General features: G+C 44.7%; 20 protein-coding genes and 1 riboswitch. Of the genes, 16 read left to right on the forward strand and 4 right to left on the reverse strand.

Annotated elements, in window-relative coordinates:
- Positions 1 to 90: 90 nt before the first annotated feature.
- Positions 91 to 174, reverse strand: a riboswitch (ZMP/ZTP riboswitch).
- Positions 175 to 385: 211 nt separating this feature from the next.
- The 8 genes from desA to ABEW32_RS07935 all read left to right on the forward strand — a co-directional run bounded on the left by desA (position 386) and on the right by ABEW32_RS07935 (position 9054).
- Complete coding sequence (gene desA / locus ABEW32_RS07900) at positions 386 to 1447, forward strand: Delta(5) desaturase DesA (RefSeq protein WP_430186332.1); 1062 nt, start codon at positions 386 to 388, stop codon at positions 1445 to 1447.
- Positions 1448 to 1507: 60 nt separating this feature from the next.
- Positions 1508 to 2641 carry a sensor histidine kinase gene (locus ABEW32_RS07905; protein WP_430186334.1) on the forward strand — a complete coding sequence of 378 codons (1134 nt, stop codon included), beginning with the start codon at positions 1508 to 1510 and terminating at the stop codon, positions 2639 to 2641.
- Positions 2638 to 3237: a response regulator transcription factor gene (locus tag ABEW32_RS07910; protein WP_064795848.1), complete on the forward strand. Its 600-nt coding sequence runs from the start codon at positions 2638 to 2640 to the stop codon at positions 3235 to 3237. Before ABEW32_RS07905 ends, ABEW32_RS07910 begins: the two co-directional genes overlap by 4 nt.
- Positions 3238 to 3406: 169 nt before the next feature.
- Positions 3407 to 4027, forward strand: coding sequence for a deoxynucleoside kinase (locus ABEW32_RS07915; RefSeq protein WP_430186336.1), 621 nt, complete (start codon positions 3407 to 3409; stop codon positions 4025 to 4027).
- The gene (locus tag ABEW32_RS07920; RefSeq protein ID WP_430186338.1) at positions 4027 to 4668 is read left to right on the forward strand and encodes a deoxynucleoside kinase; all 642 of its coding nucleotides are present in this window, start codon (positions 4027 to 4029) and stop codon (positions 4666 to 4668) included. Before ABEW32_RS07915 ends, ABEW32_RS07920 begins: the two co-directional genes overlap by 1 nt.
- 190 nt (positions 4669 to 4858) lie before the next feature.
- Complete coding sequence (locus tag ABEW32_RS07925) at positions 4859 to 5860, forward strand: Gfo/Idh/MocA family protein (RefSeq protein ID WP_430187000.1); 1002 nt, start codon at positions 4859 to 4861, stop codon at positions 5858 to 5860.
- Between the two features lie 275 nt (positions 5861 to 6135).
- Positions 6136 to 7572, forward strand: coding sequence for a purple acid phosphatase family protein (locus tag ABEW32_RS07930; protein ID WP_430186340.1), 1437 nt, complete (start codon positions 6136 to 6138; stop codon positions 7570 to 7572).
- A 255-nt stretch (positions 7573 to 7827) separates the two neighbouring features.
- Complete coding sequence (locus ABEW32_RS07935; RefSeq protein ID WP_430186342.1) at positions 7828 to 9054, forward strand: RtcB family protein; 1227 nt, start codon at positions 7828 to 7830, stop codon at positions 9052 to 9054.
- A 149-nt stretch (positions 9055 to 9203) separates the two neighbouring features.
- Here ABEW32_RS07935 and ABEW32_RS07940 read toward each other — a convergent pair whose 3' ends face one another.
- Together ABEW32_RS07940 and ABEW32_RS07945 are read right to left on the reverse strand one after the other, a co-directional pair.
- On the reverse strand, positions 9204 to 10094 hold the full coding sequence (locus ABEW32_RS07940; protein WP_430186344.1) for a shikimate dehydrogenase: 891 nt from the start codon (positions 10092 to 10094) through the stop codon (positions 9204 to 9206).
- Positions 10095 to 10121: 27 nt separating this feature from the next.
- On the reverse strand, positions 10122 to 11312 hold the full coding sequence (locus ABEW32_RS07945) for an MFS transporter (protein WP_430186346.1): 1191 nt from the start codon (positions 11310 to 11312) through the stop codon (positions 10122 to 10124).
- A gap of 215 nt (positions 11313 to 11527) precedes the next feature.
- On the opposite strand from ABEW32_RS07945, the gene ABEW32_RS07950 reads away from it, so the two are divergent.
- The 3 genes from ABEW32_RS07950 (at position 11528) to aroD (ending at position 14698) form a co-directional block, all read left to right on the forward strand.
- Positions 11528 to 12439, forward strand: coding sequence for a LysR family transcriptional regulator (locus ABEW32_RS07950; protein WP_430187003.1), 912 nt, complete (start codon positions 11528 to 11530; stop codon positions 12437 to 12439).
- A 129-nt stretch (positions 12440 to 12568) separates the two neighbouring features.
- Complete coding sequence (locus tag ABEW32_RS07955) at positions 12569 to 13831, forward strand: MFS transporter (protein ID WP_430186348.1); 1263 nt, start codon at positions 12569 to 12571, stop codon at positions 13829 to 13831.
- Positions 13832 to 13933: 102 nt separating this feature from the next.
- Positions 13934 to 14698 carry a type I 3-dehydroquinate dehydratase gene (gene aroD, locus ABEW32_RS07960; RefSeq protein ID WP_430186350.1) on the forward strand — a complete coding sequence of 255 codons (765 nt, stop codon included), beginning with the start codon at positions 13934 to 13936 and terminating at the stop codon, positions 14696 to 14698.
- A gap of 99 nt (positions 14699 to 14797) precedes the next feature.
- Here the strand turns inward: aroD and ABEW32_RS07965 are convergent, their stop codons facing one another.
- Complete coding sequence (locus tag ABEW32_RS07965) at positions 14798 to 15370, reverse strand: shikimate kinase (protein ID WP_430187006.1); 573 nt, start codon at positions 15368 to 15370, stop codon at positions 14798 to 14800.
- A 572-nt stretch (positions 15371 to 15942) separates the two neighbouring features.
- On the opposite strand from ABEW32_RS07965, the gene ABEW32_RS07970 reads away from it, so the two are divergent.
- From ABEW32_RS07970 to ABEW32_RS07980, 3 genes are all read left to right on the forward strand, one after another.
- The gene (locus ABEW32_RS07970; protein WP_430186352.1) at positions 15943 to 16635 is read left to right on the forward strand and encodes a pectate lyase; all 693 of its coding nucleotides are present in this window, start codon (positions 15943 to 15945) and stop codon (positions 16633 to 16635) included.
- Between the two features lie 139 nt (positions 16636 to 16774).
- Positions 16775 to 17812, forward strand: coding sequence for a phosphotransferase family protein (locus ABEW32_RS07975; protein ID WP_430186353.1), 1038 nt, complete (start codon positions 16775 to 16777; stop codon positions 17810 to 17812).
- 55 nt (positions 17813 to 17867) lie between these two features.
- Positions 17868 to 18866 (forward strand): glycosyltransferase, encoded by a 999-nt coding sequence (locus ABEW32_RS07980; RefSeq protein WP_430186355.1) that lies wholly within the window; start codon positions 17868 to 17870, stop codon positions 18864 to 18866.
- A gap of 72 nt (positions 18867 to 18938) precedes the next feature.
- Here ABEW32_RS07980 and ABEW32_RS07985 read toward each other — a convergent pair whose 3' ends face one another.
- Positions 18939 to 20147, reverse strand: a complete 1209-nt coding sequence (locus ABEW32_RS07985; protein WP_430186357.1) for an MFS transporter — start codon at positions 20145 to 20147, stop codon at positions 18939 to 18941.
- 216 nt (positions 20148 to 20363) lie between these two features.
- On the opposite strand from ABEW32_RS07985, the gene cysK reads away from it, so the two are divergent.
- Positions 20364 to 21287, forward strand: a complete 924-nt coding sequence (cysK, locus tag ABEW32_RS07990) for a cysteine synthase A (protein WP_430186359.1) — start codon at positions 20364 to 20366, stop codon at positions 21285 to 21287.
- A gap of 132 nt (positions 21288 to 21419) precedes the next feature.
- Positions 21420 to 22397 (forward strand): aldo/keto reductase, encoded by a 978-nt coding sequence (locus tag ABEW32_RS07995; RefSeq protein ID WP_430186361.1) that lies wholly within the window; start codon positions 21420 to 21422, stop codon positions 22395 to 22397.
- The last annotated feature ends 20 nt before the right edge of the window (positions 22398 to 22417 follow it).

Genomic DNA, 22417 nt, shown 5'->3' on the forward strand with positions numbered 1-22417 from the left:
ATCGCATAATGGAATCAACAGGGTGTCATGGTCTTAAAAACGAAAAAAAGTATTTGCACAAGGTCGTCAAGACAGACGAATCCTCTGCAAATACTTCTCCCAGGCGAACGGTACGCTTGATTGTATGCTCCCTCGTGGTTCATTCCACTGACTTCGCCAGTCACATACAGCGTTATATATCTTATATTTTAACAAAAAAACCGCAGAAAAGAAACCCGCGAACATTTGGCAAATAGGGTTGGTTATTTGCCTATATGACAAATGTCATATGCCCGAACTGACGTTTATGACTACAGCGAATACAGCGGTCTCCTTATACTGAGCTAAGATCAACATGTATGCCTGACAGATCAAGGTATGGGCTGCATTTTAAAGGAGGATCATAATGGGTATGACACAACTCCCGTTAGCTCAATTGAAAAAAAATATGGCTCCCTATGAAAAAATAAATACGAAATCCAGCGTTCTGCAACTTATCAATACCTTGGGACCACTGATTCTATTGTGGTATGCTGCTTATCTTAGCCTATCGATTTCTTACTGGCTGACGCTTCCTATTACCATTATTGCGGCCGGGTTTGTGGTACGGACGTTTATTATTTTTCACGATTGTGGTCATCAATCTTTTTTCAAAAGTCGCAAGCTGAACGATATGGTGGGAACGATTACAGGTATTATTACGCTCTGCCCTTATCATCAATGGAAAAATAGTCACGCGATCCACCATGCAACCAGCAGCAATCTGGATAAAAGAGGTACAGGTGATATGTGGGTGCTCACGGTAGAAGAGTACACAGCAGCTTCCACATGGACACGGCTGGCCTATCGTATATATCGAAATCCTTGGGTTATGTTCGGACTAGGTCCGATCTATACTTTTTTGATTTCCTATCGGTTTAATGTCAAGACAGCCAAACGTAAGGAGAAGATAAACACCTATGTGACGAATATATCCATTGTAGCATTGTACGCACTGTTATGCTGGGCTATTGGCTGGCAGGCGTTCCTTCTGGTACAGGTGCCTATCTTTTTTGTTTCCGGTATGTTGGGAATCTGGCTGTTTTATGTGCAACACCAGTTTGAGGATTCGTATTTTGAGCATGATGAAGAGTGGAGTTATATTAATGCGGCCGTCGAAGGCAGTTCTTACTACAAGCTTCCTAAAGTATTGCAATGGATTACAGGCAATATTGGTTTTCATCATGTTCACCACCTGAGCCCGAAAGTGCCAAATTATAATCTGGAAAAAGCACATGAAGCGACACCGTTGCTTCAAAAGGCGACTACGATCACGGTGAGCAGCAGTCTGCAATCTTTGAAGTTTCGACTATGGGATGAAAGTACAAAAACCTTTCTTACCTTTAAACAAGTGAAGCCGCTGCTTAGCAAACGGGTTGGCGCTTCAAGCCCCATCCCTACAGCTGCTGTAGGTACGGAAAGAAAATAACGTTGCACGGAAATTGGTATGATAAGATAAGGGATATCTGAAGTAGAAAAGGGTGGCAGGATGCAAAAGTGGTATCAGATTTTCCAAAGAAATACGGGACTTAGCCCTTATGTGTGGGTCGTCTTTTATATCCTGCCTTTTTACTATTTTAGCTCTTCGTCTACAAGTCATATTATTTTGGGTACCGCGATTATATTGGTGTTTTTTGCTTGTTATGTACTGGCTTTTGTCTCTCAAGGCTGGCTCATATACTTTTGGACCAGTGTGCAGATCGCCATATCGATTACGATGACACTGCTATTTAGCTATATGTATTTTTCTATATTTATCGCTTATCTGATCGGTAATATTAAAAGTAAGGCCGCATTTACGACACTGTATATTATTTTAATGGTGATTACGATTGGATTAATCAATTACGGCTTTGTTTCTCAGAATCCCGTTTTTATTAAGCAGATTCCTTTTATCCTGCTCAATCTGATCGGTGTAATTCTCCTGCCGATTACGAATTTTAATCGTAACAAAAGTGATCGGCTTCAGGTCCAATTAGAGGATGCCAATAAAAAAATATCGGAATTGATCAAGCTGGAGGAACGGCAAAGAATTGCGCGTGACCTGCATGATACCTTGGGGCAGAAGCTGTCACTCATTGGGCTGAAGAGCGATTTGGCGGGCAAGCTGCTGGACCAGTACCCGGAACGGGCTCATGTCGAAATTAACGATGTTCGTCTTACGGCGAGAAGTGCGTTAAAAGAAGTACGAGAAATGGTTACTCAAATGCGCGGCATGAGACTAGAGGATGAGCTGCTGCGTATTCGGCAAATTTTAAAGGCTGCTCACATTGAACTGACCTTGGCGGGCGACCCGAAGCTGGAGCATACTTCATTAATGAATGAAAATGTGCTGAGTATGTGCATGAAGGAAGCTGTAACCAATGTGGTGAAACATAGTGGAGCTACCGCTTGCTCCATTGTCATTGAGCCGTCTCGTAAGGAATTGACCCTGCGGATTCAGGATAATGGAGTTGGCATTACTGGAGAATATGGAGCTTTTCGGGGAAATGGTCTGCAAGGCATGAAGGAAAGGCTCGAATTCGTGAACGGATGTATGGAACTGCGTTCAGATCAGGGAACGACCCTGGTCATTAAAGTGCCCAACATTACTGAAAAGCCGAATGAGGAGGTGGAGTCATGATTCGAATCGTCATTGCAGAAGACCAGCGTATGCTGCTGGGTGCTCTAGCCTCCCTGCTGGATTTGGAAGAAGACATGAAGGTAGTTGGAAAAGCAAGCAACGGGGAAGAAGCTATAGAACTAGTGAAGCAGCATCAGCCAGACATATGCATTATGGACATCGAAATGCCGATCAAGAGCGGATTGGATGCGGCAGAGGAACTCAAAGGCTTAAATTGCAAGGTGCTTATTTTAACAACGTTTGCTCGCCCCGGATATTTTGAACGAGCGATCAAGGCAGGCACACACGGTTATTTACTCAAGGACAGTCCCAGCGAAGAACTGGCTTCCTCCATTCGCAGCATTATGGCAGGTCGTCGTATTTACGCTCCAGAACTGGTCGATGATGCTTATGCTGAAGTCAACCCGTTAACGGAGCGTGAAAAGACCGTGTTGGCCCTTATTGCTGATGGAAAGAACACCAAAGAAATTGCTGGCGAACTGTATTTAACAACAGGGACGGTGCGGAATTATATTTCAGTCATTCTCGATAAGCTGGGTGTCAGCAACCGGATTGAGGCGATTACACGTTTTAATGAAAAAGGCTGGTTTAAATGAGAGACAAGCAACCATATTAAAGCAGAACAGGGACGCTATGAAACCAAGCGTAGCTGCTCTGTTTTTTTGTTTTATCCATAGATTTGCTATGCCTCTAGCGTACTTCCTTGTGATACAATAGGGTAGTTGTCCACAGGATGGACTGAAGTACAAGGAGGAGCAGAACCGCATGAAACAAGCCCCATTTATAGCCGTTGAAGGGCCGATTGGAGCAGGCAAGACGACCTTGGCTTCGATGCTTTCAACCGAGCTACATTTGCCGATGATCAAAGAGATTGTCGAGGAAAACCCGTTTCTCGATAAATTCTATCAAAATATAGACGAGTGGAGCTTTCAGCTGGAAATGTTCTTTCTCTGCAATCGGTATAAGCAGCTAGAGGATACTGGCCTGCAATATATCGAGAAAGCTCAGCCTGTGATTTCAGATTACCATATCTATAAAAATCTGATTTTTGCTGAACGTACGCTTAAGGGTGTGAAGCTCGAAAAATATCGCCAAATTTATCATTTGCTGACCGATGATATGCCTAAGCCGGACATTATCATTTATATTAGAGCAGATTTGGATACTTTAATGGACAGAATCCGTAGGCGTGGACGCTCCTTTGAACAGGAGATGGACCCTGCCTATCTGGAGCAATTGATTGCGGATTATGATAAAGGCATTCAGTTTCTCGCCGAACAGTCACCTGCCCCTCGTATATTGACCGTGAACGGGAATGAAATTGATTTTGTAGAAAACCAGGCACAATTTGAACAAATTGTTTCCGATGTAAAGGAGCTTATATAGTGAATAATTACAACATTCCTGCAAATGCCCTGATTACGGTAGCGGGTACGGTGGGTGTAGGTAAGTCCACATTAACGGGCGCTTTGGCCAGTCGTCTCGGTTTTAAAACCTCGTTAGAGCAAGTTGATCATAACCCATATTTGGAGAAGTTTTATCACGACTTCGAACGATGGAGCTTTCATTTGCAAATCTATTTTCTCGCGGAACGCTTCAAGGAGCAAAAGAACATTTTCTTGTCTGGTGGAGGCTTTGTGCAGGATCGTTCCATTTATGAAGATACGGGTATTTTTGCGAAAATGCATGCTGACCAGGGAACGATGAGCTCTACCGATTATGAAACATATACGAGCTTATTTGAGGCGATGGTCATGACCCCGTTCTTTCCGCATCCCGATGTGCTGATCTATCTGGAAGGTAGCTTGCCCTCCATACTGAGTCGGATTGAAGAACGCGGCCGCGAAATGGAAATCCAGACCGACCGATCCTATTGGGAGCAAATGCATCGCAGATATTCCAATTGGATCAACGAATTTGATGCCTGTCCTGTACTGCGTCTAAACATTGATGAGTACGATGTACACGACCCTGCCTCCATGGATGCCATTTTGGCAGAAGTGGGCAAGGTAATCTCCACAAAGTAGAGATATAACCTCCAAAAGCATACAAGGACTGTGGTACAATCAGTATAAATTAAGCTGATAGGCCGCAGTCTTTTTTAATATGTGGAAGCATGAGGGATGACAGGCGGTAGAGTGGACAAGTCTTGGCTGGAATGCGAGAATAGGACATATATTAATTGTAATGACTCACGGGAAAGGATGGGATACTGTGATGCGTTTTGGTATCGTTGGAACGAACTGGATAACAGAAAGATTTATTCAAGCTGCGATAGAGACAGACGAATTTTCCCTGACCGCGGTGTACTCACGCACAGAAGAGAAAGGCCAAGCCTTTGCTGCCAAATATAACAGCCAGCCGGAGGTTTTTACAGATCTGGCCCAAATGGCTGCAAGTGACCAAGTGGACGCCGTATATATTGCCAGTCCCAATTCCTTACACGCGGAGCAAGCGATCTTATGCATGAATCATGGAAAGCATGTGCTGTGTGAGAAGCCTTTTGCTTCTAATGCAGCAGAGGTGCAGAGCATGATCGAAGCCGCGCACAACAACGATGTTCTGTTGATGGAGGCTGTTAAATCCACGCTTATGCCCAACTTTAAAATCATAAAGGATCATATGTATAAAATTGGCCGGGTTCGGCGTTATTTTGCAAGCTACTGTCAATACTCTTCACGCTTTGATGCTTTTAAGCAGGGTAAGGTGCTGAATGCCTTTAATCCGGCTTTTTCAAATGGTTCCTTGATGGATCTGGGAGTGTATTGTTTGTATCCAATGGTGGCATTGTTCGGCAAACCGGATGAGATCCGAGCGGTGGGCGTGCTGTTATCCTCTGGTGTCGACGGCGAGGGCAGCATCGTAATGAAGTATCCGGATATGGATGCGATCGTCATGCATTCCAAAATTACAGATTCCTATTTGCCTGCCGAAATTCAGGGTGAGTATGGAACGATGGTGATCGACAAAATCAGCCAGCCCTATGAGGTGAAAATTCATTATCGGGACGGCACGATTGAGGATTTGACCAAGGCTCAGACGCGTGAGCCCATGTATTATGAAATTCGGGAATTTATGGATTTGATCAAGAGTGGGGAACGCAACAGTTCTATTAACTCTTTGGAGTGTTCACTGGCAGTCGCTGAAGTGATGGAGGAGGCAAGACAACAATTTGGCCTTCGTTATGAAGCGGATTTGAAAAATACTTCTGCACATTAGTTGGCTAGTGATTTAACAAAACCCTTAATAGCTTTCCAAGACTCCGCGACTGCTTCTTATATGGGGGCAGTCTAGTTTTATGTGTCAAGAGTACCTAGAACATGAATAAGGCCTACCGGTATCGCAAATTTTGCAAACATCCGGGGCCTTTTTTGGTTTATATACCTAATCTCATTTTTACAAAGCACTGCATCTCAGTAAATAACGTATTAACAATTGATTGTTATGATCGTAATTATAACTTTTACATATTAACTGCACAGAGGAGTGTACACATGTTTAAGAAGTTTCAAAAGTGGTCAGCAACATCTATGTCTGTTGCTCTTGCACTAGGTTTGATTACGGGTATGTCAGCCTTGCCTGTCCATGCTGAGTCACCAGGGAATACAGACCAAGGTATTAGCAAAGTTACAGCTACATTTTATGGAGACACCAAGGGCTCCAAAGGATTTACCTGGTATACTTCAAAACTTATCACGAAAAGCACTGTTCAAGTAACCAAGAAAACAGGTTCTGAGGCTGATTTTACGAGTGCTCTTACATTTGAAGGCACTTCCTCTCTATCGACCAATTCTCCAGAAGAGCTTGTCCATAAAGCCGTAGCTACAGGTCTTCAAGCGGACACAGCTTATTATTATCGTGTGGGTGATGCAGCACGCGGGATATGGAGCGAAACAGGTACGTTCCAAACAGCTCCTAAGAGCGGTGAATTTACCTTCATTGATCTAGCTGATACACAAGCAAAAAGCGAAGATGAAGCTATATTGTCTTCACAGACGCTCGAAAAAGCTCTTCAAACCGTAGGTAATGCTCAGTTTGTAGTTCACAACGGGGATATCGTAGACACTGGTACCAAAGAAGAGCAGTGGAACTGGTTGTTGGGGCATTCACAAAAAAGTCTGTTGAATACAACCATTGTTCCTTCAGCAGGTAATCATGAGGATGAGAACTATGCTTTTTATGACCACTTTAATATTAATGAACCAGCTGGTTCTGCTACTAAAACAGGAGCGTACTATTCCTTTGATTACAGCAATGCTCACTTTATCGTACTAAATTCCAATGAGGACTCAAAAAAATATGCCGATTTCTCTGAAGAGCAAGTTGAATGGTTAAAGAAGGATGCTGCGGCAGCCAAAAAGGCAGGTGCAAAGTGGATCATTGTGAATATTCATAAAGGTCCTTACACTACCTCTAACCATGCAACAGATGCTGACATCATGGATAACAATGGAGTTCGTAACCAAATCGCTCCACTCATGGACAAGCTTGATATCGACTTTGTCGTGCAGGGGCACGATCATATTTATGCTCGGACGAAACCAATCAACCAAGAGGGTAAAGCAACAACGCCAACCAAATTAAAAGATAGATTAAATGAAAAGACGATTGAATATAGTGTGAATCCGGATGGAAGTATCTATGTCATCCCGGCAACTGCTGGCCCTAAAGTTTACTACAAAAACCCAAGTGAAAAACTTGGAGATAAGTACTATAATCTTTTTGAACTGGCTGAAGAGAATCATGCGGCAGTCTATGGCCCAGATCCGAGTGACAATCGCAGACCTGTACGAGGACAGGTACAAAATTTTGTGGGCATCACCGTAGACGAAAATAAGCTTACAGCCGTAACGTATGAAATTGATCAAAACAAAAATGATGCCAAGCCGTTTATTGTGGATCAATTCGGAATCATCAAAAAATATTATTAATATATTTTGATTTGCTGGTTTCTAAACCATCATAAAAAGGATATCCCACAGTCAGTTTGGCTGCAGGGATATCCTTTTCATTTTCTTATAGTGACTTTTTTTATAGAAACGTCTGATGTGTGCTTGTAATACTTACGCCCTGTTCGAAAGCGGGTACATCGTACATAATGCTATTAACAGACCCCAAGTTTAAAAGCAGAGAACTCAATTTTACATATATAAATTTTTTTGCAAAAAATAAGGGAGGATACAACGATGGCTTATCAAGAAATGAATGGAGTACGCGTATGGGGAGCACCTGATCCGGGGGCACTATCTCAAGCCCGTACATGTGCCGAAAATGGCAATGTGATTCAGGCGCTGCTGATGGCAGATCATCATAAAGGCTACAGTCAGCCGATTGGTGGTGTGGTGGTATATGACGGACAAATTTCACCTTCAGGTGTGGGGTATGATATCGGCTGTGGAAATAAGGCGGTAAGAACCAAGCTGTCTGCGGCAGACATTATGCCGCGTATTTCAGCCGTGATGGATGAGATTGCACGTCAGATTTCGTTTGGCGTAGGGCGTGTGAATGAGATTCAGGTAGACCATGAGCTGTTTGATGACCCGGATTGGGCGGTATATGCAGCGATTGGAAAACAAGAGCATAACAAACTGAAGACCTTGGCGAGAGAACAGCTGGGTACAGTAGGAAGTGGCAATCATTTTGTTGATGTATTTGTGGAGGAAGCGACAGGACAGGTCTGGATTGCCAATCATTTCGGTAGCCGGGGCTTTGGACACAAAACAGCAAGTGGGTTTCTAAATTTGGCCGCAGGACGGGAGTTTCTCGGAAAGGCACCGGGAGAACATATGGATCAGCCGCCTGTGCTGCTGGATATGAACAGTGAGCTGGGGGACATGTACTACCGTGCGATGCGCCTTGCCGGACGTTATGCTTATGCCGGACGTGACTATGTGATAGAACAAGTGCTTGGTATTATGGGGACTGAAGCGGACTTTACGGTGCATAACCACCATAATTACGCGTGGAAAGAACAGCATGATGGACGCGACACCATTGTGGTTCGCAAAGGCGCAACCCCCTCGGCCCCTGGCCAAATGGGCTTTATTGGAGGAAGCATGGGCGATATCTCGGTGATTGTACGTGGAAAGGATTCGGTAGAAAATCGGGATTCCTACTATAGTACAGTCCATGGCGCAGGGCGTATTATGAGTCGTACCCAGGCAGCCGGTAAAATGAATTGGAAAACCCGTACGCGTAGCGGTGGGCAGATTACGGACCTACAGATGAAGGAGGCCGTTCGAAACTACGGTGTCGAGCTGCGCGGAGCGGGTACTGATGAAAGCCCGTTCGTCTACCGTAAACTGCGTGAGGTGCTGGACGCTCATTCCGAGACCGTGGAAGTTATGCATGTGCTAAAGCCAATTGGGGTATGCATGGCTGGGGCCAATGAGTTTGACCCTTATAAGGATTAATGAAAAGAGAAGGAAGAATGGGGCTGTACCCATAAAAAAGACGATGTCCGGCAGAAGTGTTCATTCGCCGAGCATCGTTTTAAATTACATATATACGTATATAATAGAAGGAAGTCATGGCTTGATTTGCTTGTTAGTGCCTCTCAATCTTACAGTTGATCAGCAAAAAGTTGTTCTTTAATATAAGCGACAGGCATTTCTTGTCCTGTCCATAATTCGAAGGCAAGTGCGCCCTGCCACAGCATCATGCCCAGACCGTTAATAGCGGTTGCACCTACGGACTCAGCTTGTTCCATCAGCTTGGATTTAGCTGGGCTGTACACGACATCGGTCACAATTAGGTCGGAACGAAGCATGGACACATCCTCTATGACACTTTTACCTTCCAGCGGTTTCATACCCACACCTGTTCCGTTAGCGAAAATATGACTTGTAAGAATCTCTTCACGCAGCTTCTCTTGATTCTCTAATGCATAGATATTCGCCTTGACTTGGGCATGTTTCATCTCTTCATTAATAATACGAACATTCTCTTCCGCCCGGGCAAAGAATTGGTCATTACGAGCAAAAATCGAAATTTCAGCAAGACCAGCTCGAGCGGCTTCAATAGCAATTGGCGTTGCAGCACCACCTGAGCCGACGAGTGTCATTTTCTTACCTTTCAGATCAATGCCGTGCTCCTGCAAGTTACGAACATAACCAGATCCATCTGTACTGTAGCCCTTCAGCTTACCATCCGTATTCACGACGGTATTGACAGCACCTGTAAATTTAGCGCTGTCGTCCAGCTCGTCAAGGTACGGTAAGATCGCTGTTTTGTTAGGCATGGACACGTTGTAGCCGCGTATGTTTAGAGCGCGCATCCCACGTACTACTTCTTCGAGTTGTTCATTGCCTACTTCAAAGGCCATATAGGCGTTGTTCAGCCCCAGTTTTTCAAACGCAAGATTATGCATAGCCGGGGACAAAGAGTGTCCGATCGGTGTAGCAAGCAGTCCGATTAATTGTGTTCTTCCGTCAATACGTCCAGCGTTTTTCATAATAAGCCTCCAAGTGATCTGTGTAGTTTAATGAAACACTTTTTTATATCGATAAGCAACAAACACGGCCAGCAAAATACTGACTACGGCAATTGCGATATCCAGAATAAATACCGAGGTAATTCCCAGACTTTTGGACATGCCTCCGGTAGCCAAAGGCATCAGGATGAACGATAGACTGGCTGCTATGTTCACGAGAGAAGTCGTAGTTCCTTTGTTTTTGCGGAAAAATTCCGTCATAACCGTGAGGGCAATTTGGAATATACCTGCGGTGGACAAGCCGATTAAAAATGAACTGATCAAAGTAGCGACAGGATTGTGCCATACAATTAAAGCCAGCAAAGAAAGCAGGGCAATAAGCGGATACACAATCATGACGGTAATGGGCTTAATGAATCTACCAAGTACCACAGCCAACAAAATAACAGAAACCAATGAACCTATACTATAGTAGCTAAGCAGCTTAATGGCGCTGGCTTTGTCCATGCCCAGAGCCTCTTGTCCAAAGGTAGGAAGCCACAGCTGCACGATCATGAACAATACAGTTGAAGTAAAGCCGATAATAATGAGAGACAAACCTTCTTGCCAGAACTTAGGCTCGCTGTGGAACGAATCCGTTGATTGACCAGCGTCGGTAGGTGCCTTTTGTTCCTCTGCTTTGTGGTTGGGGAAAACGGTCATCGACAAGAAAATCCCGTTCAGCAGATAAATTCCTGCTGGAATAAAGAAGGAATATCCATAGAACATATCGTGATTAATAAAAAATGCAATCATGAACGGAATAACAATGGCACCGATCGAGATGGATGCTTTGACCAGCACCGTTGCTGATCCTGCTTTTTTTCCAAACCCTTCAATCAGCGCGGGATAAGTCCCCGCATCCATCATAGAGTTGCAGAGCCCTGCGATAATCGCAAACACAAATGCCAACGTGTAGTTAGGTGCAAGTGGAATGCCAATTAGGAAGATTAGATAAGCAAATGAGGCAATAACAATGAGTGGTTTCCTTCCGTATTTGTCTGACATTTTTCCGGCTACTCCGAGAGCGAGCAGCTTACCGATCCCAATTGCGGACACCAAATAGCCGATGGCTGCTTTATCTGTGTTCAATTGCACAGTCAGAAAGCTCATATTCGACGAGAGAATAACATTAATCATACCCAGAAGAAAATAGTTGATATAAAGCCCTGTTGCCATTCTGATATAAGGATTTTTCATAAGTGTAACTCCCAACTTAAATTTTAGATCAATGGCCTAGGTAGGCATCGTCCAGGTGTATAAAAGTACGCCCACAAACAAGTGAAAATATTCACATAATGTCTATGTTTTAATTATATAAGGGGTGTTATTATAAATCCAATGCATATTTTTATCGTTTTTTATAGTTTGAATCTATAATTTAAAATATGAACTAAAGAAGGGCGGACATCATGATGAACCTGAAGCACTTACAATATTTTCGTGTGCTTGCAGAGATGGAGCATTTTACCCAGGCAGCTATGCGGCTATGTATTACTCAACCCAGTTTAAGTCATGCGATTTCAGAGTTAGAAAAGGATTTGGGCGTTCATCTGTTTGAGAAGCAGGGGAGAAATATCCGGCTAAACAAATACGGACGTTTTTTTCTGAAGTATGTGGAGCATGCGATGGATGAATTGGAAAAGGGGGAGCATAACTTACGGGAATTAGTAAGCCCAAGTCATGGGAATATAGATTTGGCGTTCATTTACACACTAGGTTCACACTTCATTCCAGCAATAATCCAGGCCTTTTCAGCTCAAGATGCCCGTAAAGACATTTCCTTTTCGTTTCACCAAGGGAATACGAACGATATTGTTCAAGGCCTGAAGCAGGAACACTATGACGTGGCGTTCTGCTCTCACGTGGAAAATGAACCAGATGTGGAGTTTATTCCGCTGGCTCAGCAGGAATTGGTGGTCATTGTTTCTCCTGATCATCCGCTGGCTTCTCTCGACCAAATTGATCTCAAGGATACAGCGGATTACCCGGTGATCTTCTTTAACAAAAAGAGTGGGGTTCGGCCCATTATTGAAAATTTGTTTGCCAAGGCAGGCGTTACGCCACAGATTATTTGCGAGATCGAAGAAGATACGGCGATGGCTGGGCTGGTGTCTATTAATTACGGGATCGGAGTTATGCCCCGCATTTCATCGTTAGATTATTTTAACGTCAAAACATTGCCTATTGTAAATCCAGAATACGAGCGGTTTATCTACCTAGCCAGCATTAAAAATAGATATTTATCCCCGGCAGTTGTGGAGTTTCGGAACTTTGCCCTAAGTTATGGCAAGGAGTTTTATCTGAAAACGCATCAGCGTGTCTAAGCTGGAGTCTCGCAATATTTAAACTTGATAAATTTTAAATTGTGTTCTATACTTCATCATCGACACAAGCAATGTGAAATGATTCACGTTTTGACACTACAAGACTTACTTACAAAAGCAGGTGAATTTATGATGAAACGTTCTTCTACTCCAGTGGCGACAGGTCTGTATGTGAACTATCTTTTGTTCGGCATGTTTAATATTATGCTGGCGTCGCACATGTCCTTTTTAACAGAGCATCTGCATACAGATCAGGCGGGCATTAGCCTTTTGGTTTCCGCGATGGGATTTGGCAGACTGTTTACGCTGTACATATCCGGCGTGCTCTCCGACCGTTATGGTCGCAAACCGTTCATTGTGGCCGCAGGGCTGCTGATGGCCGTATTTTTGGTCGGTATACCGCTGAGTCCCACCTTTGAGATGGCGATGGTACTGGCTGTGCTGGCAGGTGTAGCGAATTCTTTTCTTGATTCAGGTACTTATCCGGCTCTGATCGAGGCTTTTCCCCAATCCTCTGGTTCGGCTACAGTGTTGGTGAGAGGTTTTATATCCATTGGGGCGGCATTTTTACCGTTAATGATCATCTTTTTTATGAATCACGATATTTTTTACGGGTTCTCTTTCTTTATACCAGCACTGATATTTGCATTGAATGCGATCTACTTGTTCAGAATGAAGTTCCCAGACATGCGCGTACAACCCACCAAGGAGCAAAGTGGCGGTACTACTGTATCTAGCACCGAGCAGACGGGGAATATAAAAGCAAATGATGCGAGTAAACCGCGGTTTTGGCAGGAAGGTGTATGTCTTATTTTGCTTGGATTTACGGGACCTACTTTGCTGTATATTGTGCAGTTATGGCTGCCTACGTTTGGACAACAGTTTATCGGCATGACGGAATCAGAGTCTCTCAGACTCTTAGTTTATTACAATATGGGCTCGCTGATTTCCGTGTTTGTATTGGTCATTGTGTTGAGAAAATGGGTTAAACCTGTTCATATCATCCTTATTTATCCTTGTATTTCCTTGTTGGCTTTTGGAGCGCTTCTTCTTTTCAAATCAGGGGCTGCCGCCATTATCTGTGCGAGTGTCATCGGGTTTTCCATATCGGGTGTACTTCAGCTGACGCTAACCGTAATGAGTGAATTTTTTAGTCAACGAAAAGGACAGATTACCGGATTTATTTATACCGCAACTTCGCTGTCCTATACGCTTATTCCCGTGTTTACAGGTTTTCTGTTGAAGCATTCTCAAATTTCCAGTGTGTTTATGCTGGCCATTATCGTAAATGTGCTCGGGATTGCACTGGCGGTGTTTGTTAACTTTCGCTACAGTGTCGTTTTTCCTACCAAACGAGAATTGTCTCCTCAAATTGTATTGGATACGAAATAACTAGGACTGAACCTAATCATCTGCATGCTTATTCAGAATGCGTTATACTATGAATTATTGTGAATGTTCGACTTGAAACTGTAATTGGGGAGTGAGATAGATATGGCAAAAATCGTAAAGGTAAAGGATGTACGGATCGGCGAAGGAGCGCCTAAAATATGTGTTCCTATGGTGGGAGAAACGTTGGAGCAGTTGAAAGAAGAGGCTGCCCATTTACGTACACTCGATCTGGATATCGTAGAGTGGAGAGTCGATTTTTTCGAGTATGTGGAGGATTTGGCCAAGGTAAAGGCTGCCTTACATGAAATTCGGTCTATTTTAGCCAATATACCACTCGTATTTACGTTCCGCAGCGCCCGAGAAGGTGGAGAAAAGGAAATCAGTACGGCAAGCTATGTGGAATTGAATCGTACAATAGCCGAAACGGGACAAGCAGATATGATTGATGTAGAGCTTTTTAATGAGGAAGCTGATGTGAAGATGCTGATAGAAGCGGCACATAAGCATAACGTGTATGTGATTATTTCTAACCACGATTTTCAAAAGACGCCGCCGAAGGAGGAAATTGTGTCCCGGTTGTGTAAGGCACAGGAATTGGGCGCCGATTTGCCTAAAATAGCGGTGATGCCAACCAATACAGCCGACGTATTGACCTTGTTGGACGCCACACGCACCATGGCAGAAGAGTATGCGGATCGGCCGATTATCACGATGTCCATGGCGGGAAAAGGTGTCGTGAGCCGTCTGACCGGAGAGCTATTTGGCTCAGCGTTGACTTTTGGCGCTGCCAAGAAGGCTTCTGCGCCGGGACAGATTCCTGTCACTGAACTGAGAGAAATATTGCAGGTGCTGCACAGCCACTCTTAAAAGATACAATTACTACCCACTAGCGAGCAAGGAATTCATAGTGAACACAAAAGGAGGACCCCATGCGATAAGCATGCTGGGTCCTCCTTTTTGTAATGCTTAATTCAATCCCCGAGTAGGTTCATACAATTCCCAACCCAGATTCAGCGTTTGAATAATATAGTCTGCGACTTCTTCTGCATCCAACTGATCGGTATCGATCTTGGAGTGATTCACCGCGTAAATGTCCTGTCTGGAACGGAAAAGATCTTCAATTTCCCCTAACGTCTTGTTTTGCAAATTAGGGCGTGTGTCAATCAGCATCTTGAGCCGATCTTTCCAGGAATCCCAATTTAAATCCAAGAAGAACACAATGGAGGAAGCCAAACAAGCCTGCTTCACCTCTTCCTGTAAAAACGCACCACCGCCAACAGAAATGATTTTAAGGCGCCTATTGCTGCACAACTTCAAAATATGCTCTTTTTCAATCTCACGGAAACGCTTCTCTCCGTAAGTTTTGAAAATTTCTGTTGTAGGCATGTTGTACTCTCGTTCAATCTCCTGATCAATATCCACGAAATCGCGATACAGCTTACGCGCAAGATGGGAGCCGATCGTTGTTTTGCCTACGCCCATAAAGCCAATGAGAACAATATTTTGTTCTTTTAATGGAATCTCACTATTGTTTTGCACGATAACCACTCTTTTCTCACCAGTAATGTTGAGATGTAACGCTTCAAAGCACTAAATACATTATACGTTCATCAAACGTGTCATTCAATAGTATAGAGCACATCAACGATAAGGTATACCGATAAAAAGGACTCTGATTACCATTTGAGTGATTAACAGCAGGCAAACGAGATGAGAGATTCTAGTGTGATTTAATGTGTAAATCGAAAAAAAACGAAGTTGTATAAGTATAAAAGAGGAAATATTGTGTACTTAATTGAAAAAAAGGACATATTTTGCCGAAAAACGTATTGAAATTATTGGAAGTAGGAATATAATATAGTTATGCAAATTGTAAATGTAATCGCTATATTTACAATTTGTGTTTAGTTTAATTTATAATAAGAGCTACTTTGAACCAAAAACCAAGTGTACATATACAAATAGTTAAATATCACCTTACAGACATGTATCGGTCAATGGGTTCATTGTACGAAGGTGGTGATACGGTCTACGATTTACGCGGTTGCGCTCTAGTCAACGAAGAATTGGAGACAAGAATAAAAAAATATCTGCGAGAGGGATGAATTGAAATGAAAACAAACACAGCTATAGTATTGAAAAAGGGAATGAGTATTGCTTTATCTGGTATGCTGATCGCATTATTTGTTGGTAATTACTCTGCCCATGCAGCTCCAGAAGTCGTTCACAAGACCATACTCGTTAAAGCCGGAGAAGTATACGATGGTAAAGGAAAGACCGTAGTGGCTGACCCTGATACTTTGGGCGATGGAAGCCAAAAAGAGGCACAAAAGCCTATCTTTAAGCTCGAAAATAATGCAACGCTGAAAAATGTGATCATCGCCGCACCTGCTGCGGACGGGGTGCATGTGTATGGCAATGGCACCATTTCCAACGTAACGTGGGAGGATGTTGGCGAAGATGCATTGACACTTAAAGAACCAGGCACGGTGAATATTACAGGCGGTGGAGCTTACCATGCATACGATAAAGTGTTCCAAATCAATGCCGAAGGCACGATTAACATCAAAAACTTTAGAGCCGATGATATCGGAAAGCTGGTTCGCCAACTTGGGGACTCTACGTTTAGAGTAAACATGACTTTGGATAACTCGGATATTTCCAACGTCAAGGATTCGATCCTGAGATCGGACGGCCCTAACAGCAAGGCAAAAATTACGAATACTCGTTATCATAATGTAAAACAATTATTCAAAGGTTTTAAATCTGGCAATACGAGCGAGTCTGGCAATACTAAATACTAATCGTTAGCGTAGGATAGGAGTACGGATAGGAAAAGGGGCTGTCCAACAGGTCATATGATCTGACAGGACAAGCCCCTTTTTTGGTACGTTGAGTTCCCCCCAAGATGACCTAGGCTTCGTTCGGAACGAGGACTATGTTATGATCGTGCTATTATATTTAATACAAAAAAGTTGGGTGGCTATGAATCTATTTCATCAATATGTGAATGTAGATGGTACTTTGAATGATACAATGGTGCACAATCGTGAAATTTTATATACGGGTACGAATGGCCGGCATGTGGAACGTTTTTACGTGTCATCCTCTGAAAGTTATATATTTAAACCACTAACCAATAATGATCAGCAGGGACGGGAGAGATGGGTGTATGAGCATGTTCTTCCAGCATTATCATCAATCTATCCTCAATTGCTAGCTTGGTCTGATGCAAACGTGGATGGCGGAGGAGAATGGATGATGTTTGAGGACCTTGGTCCGTTACATCATCAACACGCAGATGAAACCCTATTGCAAGCTATTGGTCTTGTCGCAAGGTGGCATGCTTTGCCGCCGGATCGTTTTGCCGGGATACCACTGCGGGGACCCAAACCACTGATTGAGGAGATGGTTTCCGAGTTGAACACACGCAAGTCAGATATGTTGGAGCTTGGCAGCTCACTTGGTTTCTCCAAGCAACAGATGCAGCATATTTATGCACAGCTGGAGCATCATTCTTTTTCTCACCAGCTTGTACTGTCTCATGGTGATCTTCATCCGGGAAACTATGCGCTGAGTGGGGAGCGGCTAAAGGTACTGGACTGGGAGCATGCTCATTTAAACACACCACTGTGGGATGTATATCACCTGATCGACATGTCCCATCCGGTATTCCCCCGGCGCATGACGTCTGAATTGCGTATTCGTATGCTGGACACCTATCTGGAGCATTTGGAGCTGTTGGGGATAAAGGGTGATCGAACGGCATTTATACAGGAATATGGTAAGTTTGCTGTGGTATTTTCGCTTTGGATGCTATTGCTAATCACAAGTGATTTGCAAAGGATCGGTACAGAGCTGCATAGAAATAGTGACAAATGGTCAAAAGAGCAATTAGAATCCCAATTGGATGAAACGTTAGCTTGTTTAAACCAATGTACAGCGATGCTGGACTGGGAACAGGTCCAACCATGCAAGTAGTGGTCTAAGGCATAGATTCTATATAGTTAGCCAAAGAAGGTAGGGAAATAAATCCATGAAAAAAGTCGGTTTGGTTATGAGAAAAATACAATTTGCTGAAGCACAGGGTCCTCGTATTTTTGCAGAACGTCTGAAGCAGATCGGTTTGGAACTGGGAGTAGATATCGTATTTGTATCACCGGAGCGCCATGTAAGCAGCCATGACTGGCTTCCAGGCTATGAGCACGAAAAGGGTGACCTGGTCAATTATGACATTGTACTGGACCAACTGCATGAGCAGCAGATTGAGCATGTTATTTATACGGTATCCGGCTTTACTTATTTGAACATGTTTTTTAAGAACAGCGTACTCTTTCCACATAGTTTTCCAGATCCGGCACTGACAGGCTATGAGATGATGAAGCCTTTTTATCAGATTGTGGACAAGGCTATCGTACAGACTGCCTTTCTCAAGCAGGAGATGGCCTCAAAGTTTGGCGTCACCGATGTGACAGTGATCCCGATCGGATTTAATGAGCGGCTGGTGGAAAAGCATTTTGATCCCTCACAAGTGGTGGAGAACCGGGTGATGTGGATTGGTAGAGATGAGGAGAATCGGCGTCCGGATCTGGTACTGGAGTACGCACGGCATAATCCCGACAAGGATGTCTATATGGTGTTTGGCGGTGAACGCTATAAGGAAAGCATGAAGAAGTATGACATCCCGGACAATGTAAAACTTCAATTTGCATTGACGCAAGACGAGGTGTTCGCACTGATGAACACGGCGAAGGTGTATTGGAGTTGCTCCAAATTCGATACGTTCGCGATGCCGCTGACCGAAGCGCTCGCGATGGGGAAAATCGTCGTGAAGCCCGAGCATCCTTGCTATGGGCACATCAGCTCTACGCATTCCTTTTCAGGGAATGAGAAAAATTGGTTTGAGCTAGTCAATATGGCTGCCGCCTCACCTCGCCGTGTTTCTATGGAGAATCAGGTATACGCCATGGAACAGTTTTCGAGTCAGGTAATGAAGCGGGGATACCGAGACTTTTTTGATCACTGGTTAAAGTGAGCGGGTGAGGCAGGATGTGTGGATTAGAACATAAAAAGGGACTCTCGCTCAAATGAACGAAAGTCCCTTTTCTTATGATTGTATCTCCGGTACTGCTTCAGTATGAGTCGCCTTGCGATCCATTATATAGCTGACCAGCATCAGTAGCACACCGCCGACAGTAATCAGCGATGCGACCCATGGAATGGCGGACAATCCCATTTGATTAATCACGACTCCCCCAACAAAAGCGCCGCCTGCGTTGCCCAGATTCAATGCGGAATGACTGGAGGTTGAGGCCAGCAAAGGAGCCTCATAGGCCAGATTCATGATGCGAACCTGAATCCCCGGCATGATGCCGAATGCGGCAATTCCCCAAATGAAGACAGTGATAACGGCCAGTACCTTGTTTTGAAGCGTAAACGTCAGTATGGCTAAAATAATGGCCAAAACAGCATAGTTTGCGATCAAGGAGGGCAGCAGCTTCCAATCTGCGAGCTTGCCGCCAACGATGTTGCCGATTGTGACGCCTAGGCCGAACAGGACCAGAATCCAGGTAATGCTGTGTTCGGCAAAGCCGGTAATATCCGTAAGCAAAGGCGTAATGTACGTAAAGACAGTGAACAAGCTACCACAGCCAACTGCACCTGTGAGCAGCATCAGCAGCACTTTTGGATTAAACAGGCTTTTGACTTCTTGTTTGAGACTGGACGGCTTGTCCTGATGAATCACCGGAATATATCGAATGATACCGAAGAGAGAAATCAAGCCGATCACAACGATGGCTCCAAAGGAAGCACGCCAGCCGAGCTGCTGTCCGATAAAGGTGCCAAAGGGCACGCCAATAATGTTCGCCACGGTCAATCCGGTCAGCACCATAGAGATGGCTCCTGCCCGCTTATCAGGACGAACCAGCCGGGCCGCAATCAGAGAACCGGCTCCCAGGAAGGTTCCGTGCGATAACGCAGTAGCCATACGGGCGGCAATTAGCAGCTCGTAGTTAGGAGCAATGACGGAAAAAAGATTCCCTAAAATGAATATGGACATCAGCAGACATAGCAGCTTTTTTTGCGGAACCTTATGGGTTAATACGGTAAGCACTGGGGCACCAATGGCCACCCCAAGCGCGTAACTGGTGATTAACTGCCCGGCTTGCGGAATCGTAACATGAAGATCATGGGCTACATTGGGCAATAGTCCCATAATAACGAATTCGGTCATGCCGATGGCAAAGGCGCCAAGGGTCAACCATAGCAAGGAGGGGGGAAAGCGATCAGCTGTCATATTTTCTTGAGTACTCATAAGTTTCTTGTATCCTCCTGAAAAAATAGTAATGCGAGTATATCATTCCAGACGAAATCTGGCGACCCATTTTGCAAGAATTTTACATACTAAGCTGATAAGGTTTGTATAATTTACAATAGAGGCAGGCTGAGGGGAGCCAAGTATGTTATTTTGGTAGTATGATAGGAAGACAGGATATGACGTTGTAAGGAATGATCCAGGGAGGATATAACGATGACACTTAAAGTGGTACATAGTATTACGGATTTAATCGGAGATACGCCTTGTGTGCGGCTGCAACGGCTCACAGGACCTCAGGATGCGGAAGTGTATGTGAAGCTGGAGTATTTTAATCCAAGCGGCAGTGTCAAAGATCGGGCGGCTGGCAATCTGATTGCCGAGGCGGAAAAGGCGGGGCATCTAAAGCCGGGAGGCACCATTATTGAACCGACCAGTGGCAACACGGGGATTGGGCTTGCGATGAATGCGGCTGCTCGAGGTTACCGTGCAATTTTGGTGATGCCTTCGAATATGACGAAGGAACGGATCAATATTTTAAAAGCCTACGGGGCTGAGGTCGTACTGACACCAGCGGAAGAACGGATGCCAGGAGCGATTCGCAAAGCTCTTGAACTGGGGACAGAAATTGAAGGGAGTTTTATCCCACATCAGTTTGAAAATGAGGCCAACCCCGATATCCACCGTACAACCACAGCACTTGAAATTTTAGAGCAGACGGAGGGCAAGCTGGATGTGTTCGTCGCTTCTTCGGGAACGGGTGGGACCATTACGGGGACAGGTGAAGTGCTGCGCCAGCATTTGCCGGATTTGCGAATTGTTGTAGTCGAGCCTAAGGGTTCGCCCGTCCTGTCCGGAGGAAAACCCGGTCCGCATAAGCTGGTGGGAACGAGTCCGGGCTTTGTTCCCGCTGTGCTGAATACGGAGGTGTATGACGAAATCATACAGGTTTCCGATGAGGATGCGATTGCTGTGACACGGGCGATTGCTGCTCAGGAAGGGATTCTCGTGGGGCCCTCCAGCGGAGCTACAATATGGACGGCCATTCAGGAAGCTCGGCGTTTGGGAGCAGGCAAACGGGTACTCTGTATTGCCCCGGATACCGGAGAGCGTTATCTGAGTATGGGGATATTCGGATAAAAAGACGCAGAATGAGGCCAAAGTGATACACGAACGTAAGTAAGTAGTAAACTAGATGTGTGATAACGGTTTCATGGACTATTCAGATGTTGATGAAACAAGGAATATGATGAGAATTTAAGGAGGAGCAGCATGAAGATTATGCCTTTACAGAAACGTGAAATCTCCGATAGCCGGCTGGTGCTCGGTTGCATGCCTTTTGGTGGAGAATGGAGCCATGCACCGTTTACGCAGGAGCATGTCGTTGAAGCAGAGAGAGCTGTAGAAGCTGCACAATCCATCGGAATTACGATGTTCGATCATGCGGATATCTATCGTATGGGAAAAGCAGAAGAAATTTTTGGTAGGATTTTAAAGGGACAGCCAGGCTTGCGCGAACAGATCGTCATTCAATCCAAATGCGGCATTTTTCTGCCGGATGGTACGCTCCCGGGTCGTTTCGATTTCTCATATGATCATATTATGGAGTCCGTAGACGGTATCCTGAAGCGTCTGGGTACTGAATATTTGGACATTCTGCTGCTGCACCGCCCTGATCCGCTGGTAGAGCCGGAAGAAGTAGCGAAGGCGTTCGACGAGCTTAAGACATCCGGCAAAGTACGGCATTTTGGCGTTTCCAATATGAATGTAAGCCAAATTCGCTTTTTGGAGCGTAGCCCGACGGAGCCACTGATTGTTAACCAACTGGAGATGAGTCTGGCACATCTGCATTTTATAGATCAGACCGTACACGTGAACCAGCAGGCGGGGACGAATGTACATTTTGGCGAAGGTTTGCTGGAATATTGCCAAACCGAGGATATTCAGCTCCAGGCTTGGGGACCGCTGGCGCAGGGGCGTTTTAGCGGAGGTTCTCTGGAAGGAAAACCTGAGCATATCCGTAAGACGGCAGAACTGGTGCAGAAGCTGGCCTCTGAAAAGGGGACGACACGCGAAGCGATCGTCCTGGGCTGGCTTATGAAGCATCCGGCACGGATTCAGCCTGTCATTGGCAGCGCCAATCCTGAACGAATCCAAGCATGTCAGGATGCAGAACGCCAGAGCGAGCTGATGACCCGTGAGGAATGGTATCAATTGTATGTCAGTGCACGTGGACAAGCCTTGCCGTAACTAGCATTACGGACCAGCTT

Source organism: Paenibacillus jamilae (assembly GCF_050482105.1).
Lineage (GTDB): Bacteria > Bacillota > Bacilli > Paenibacillales > Paenibacillaceae > Paenibacillus > Paenibacillus jamilae_B.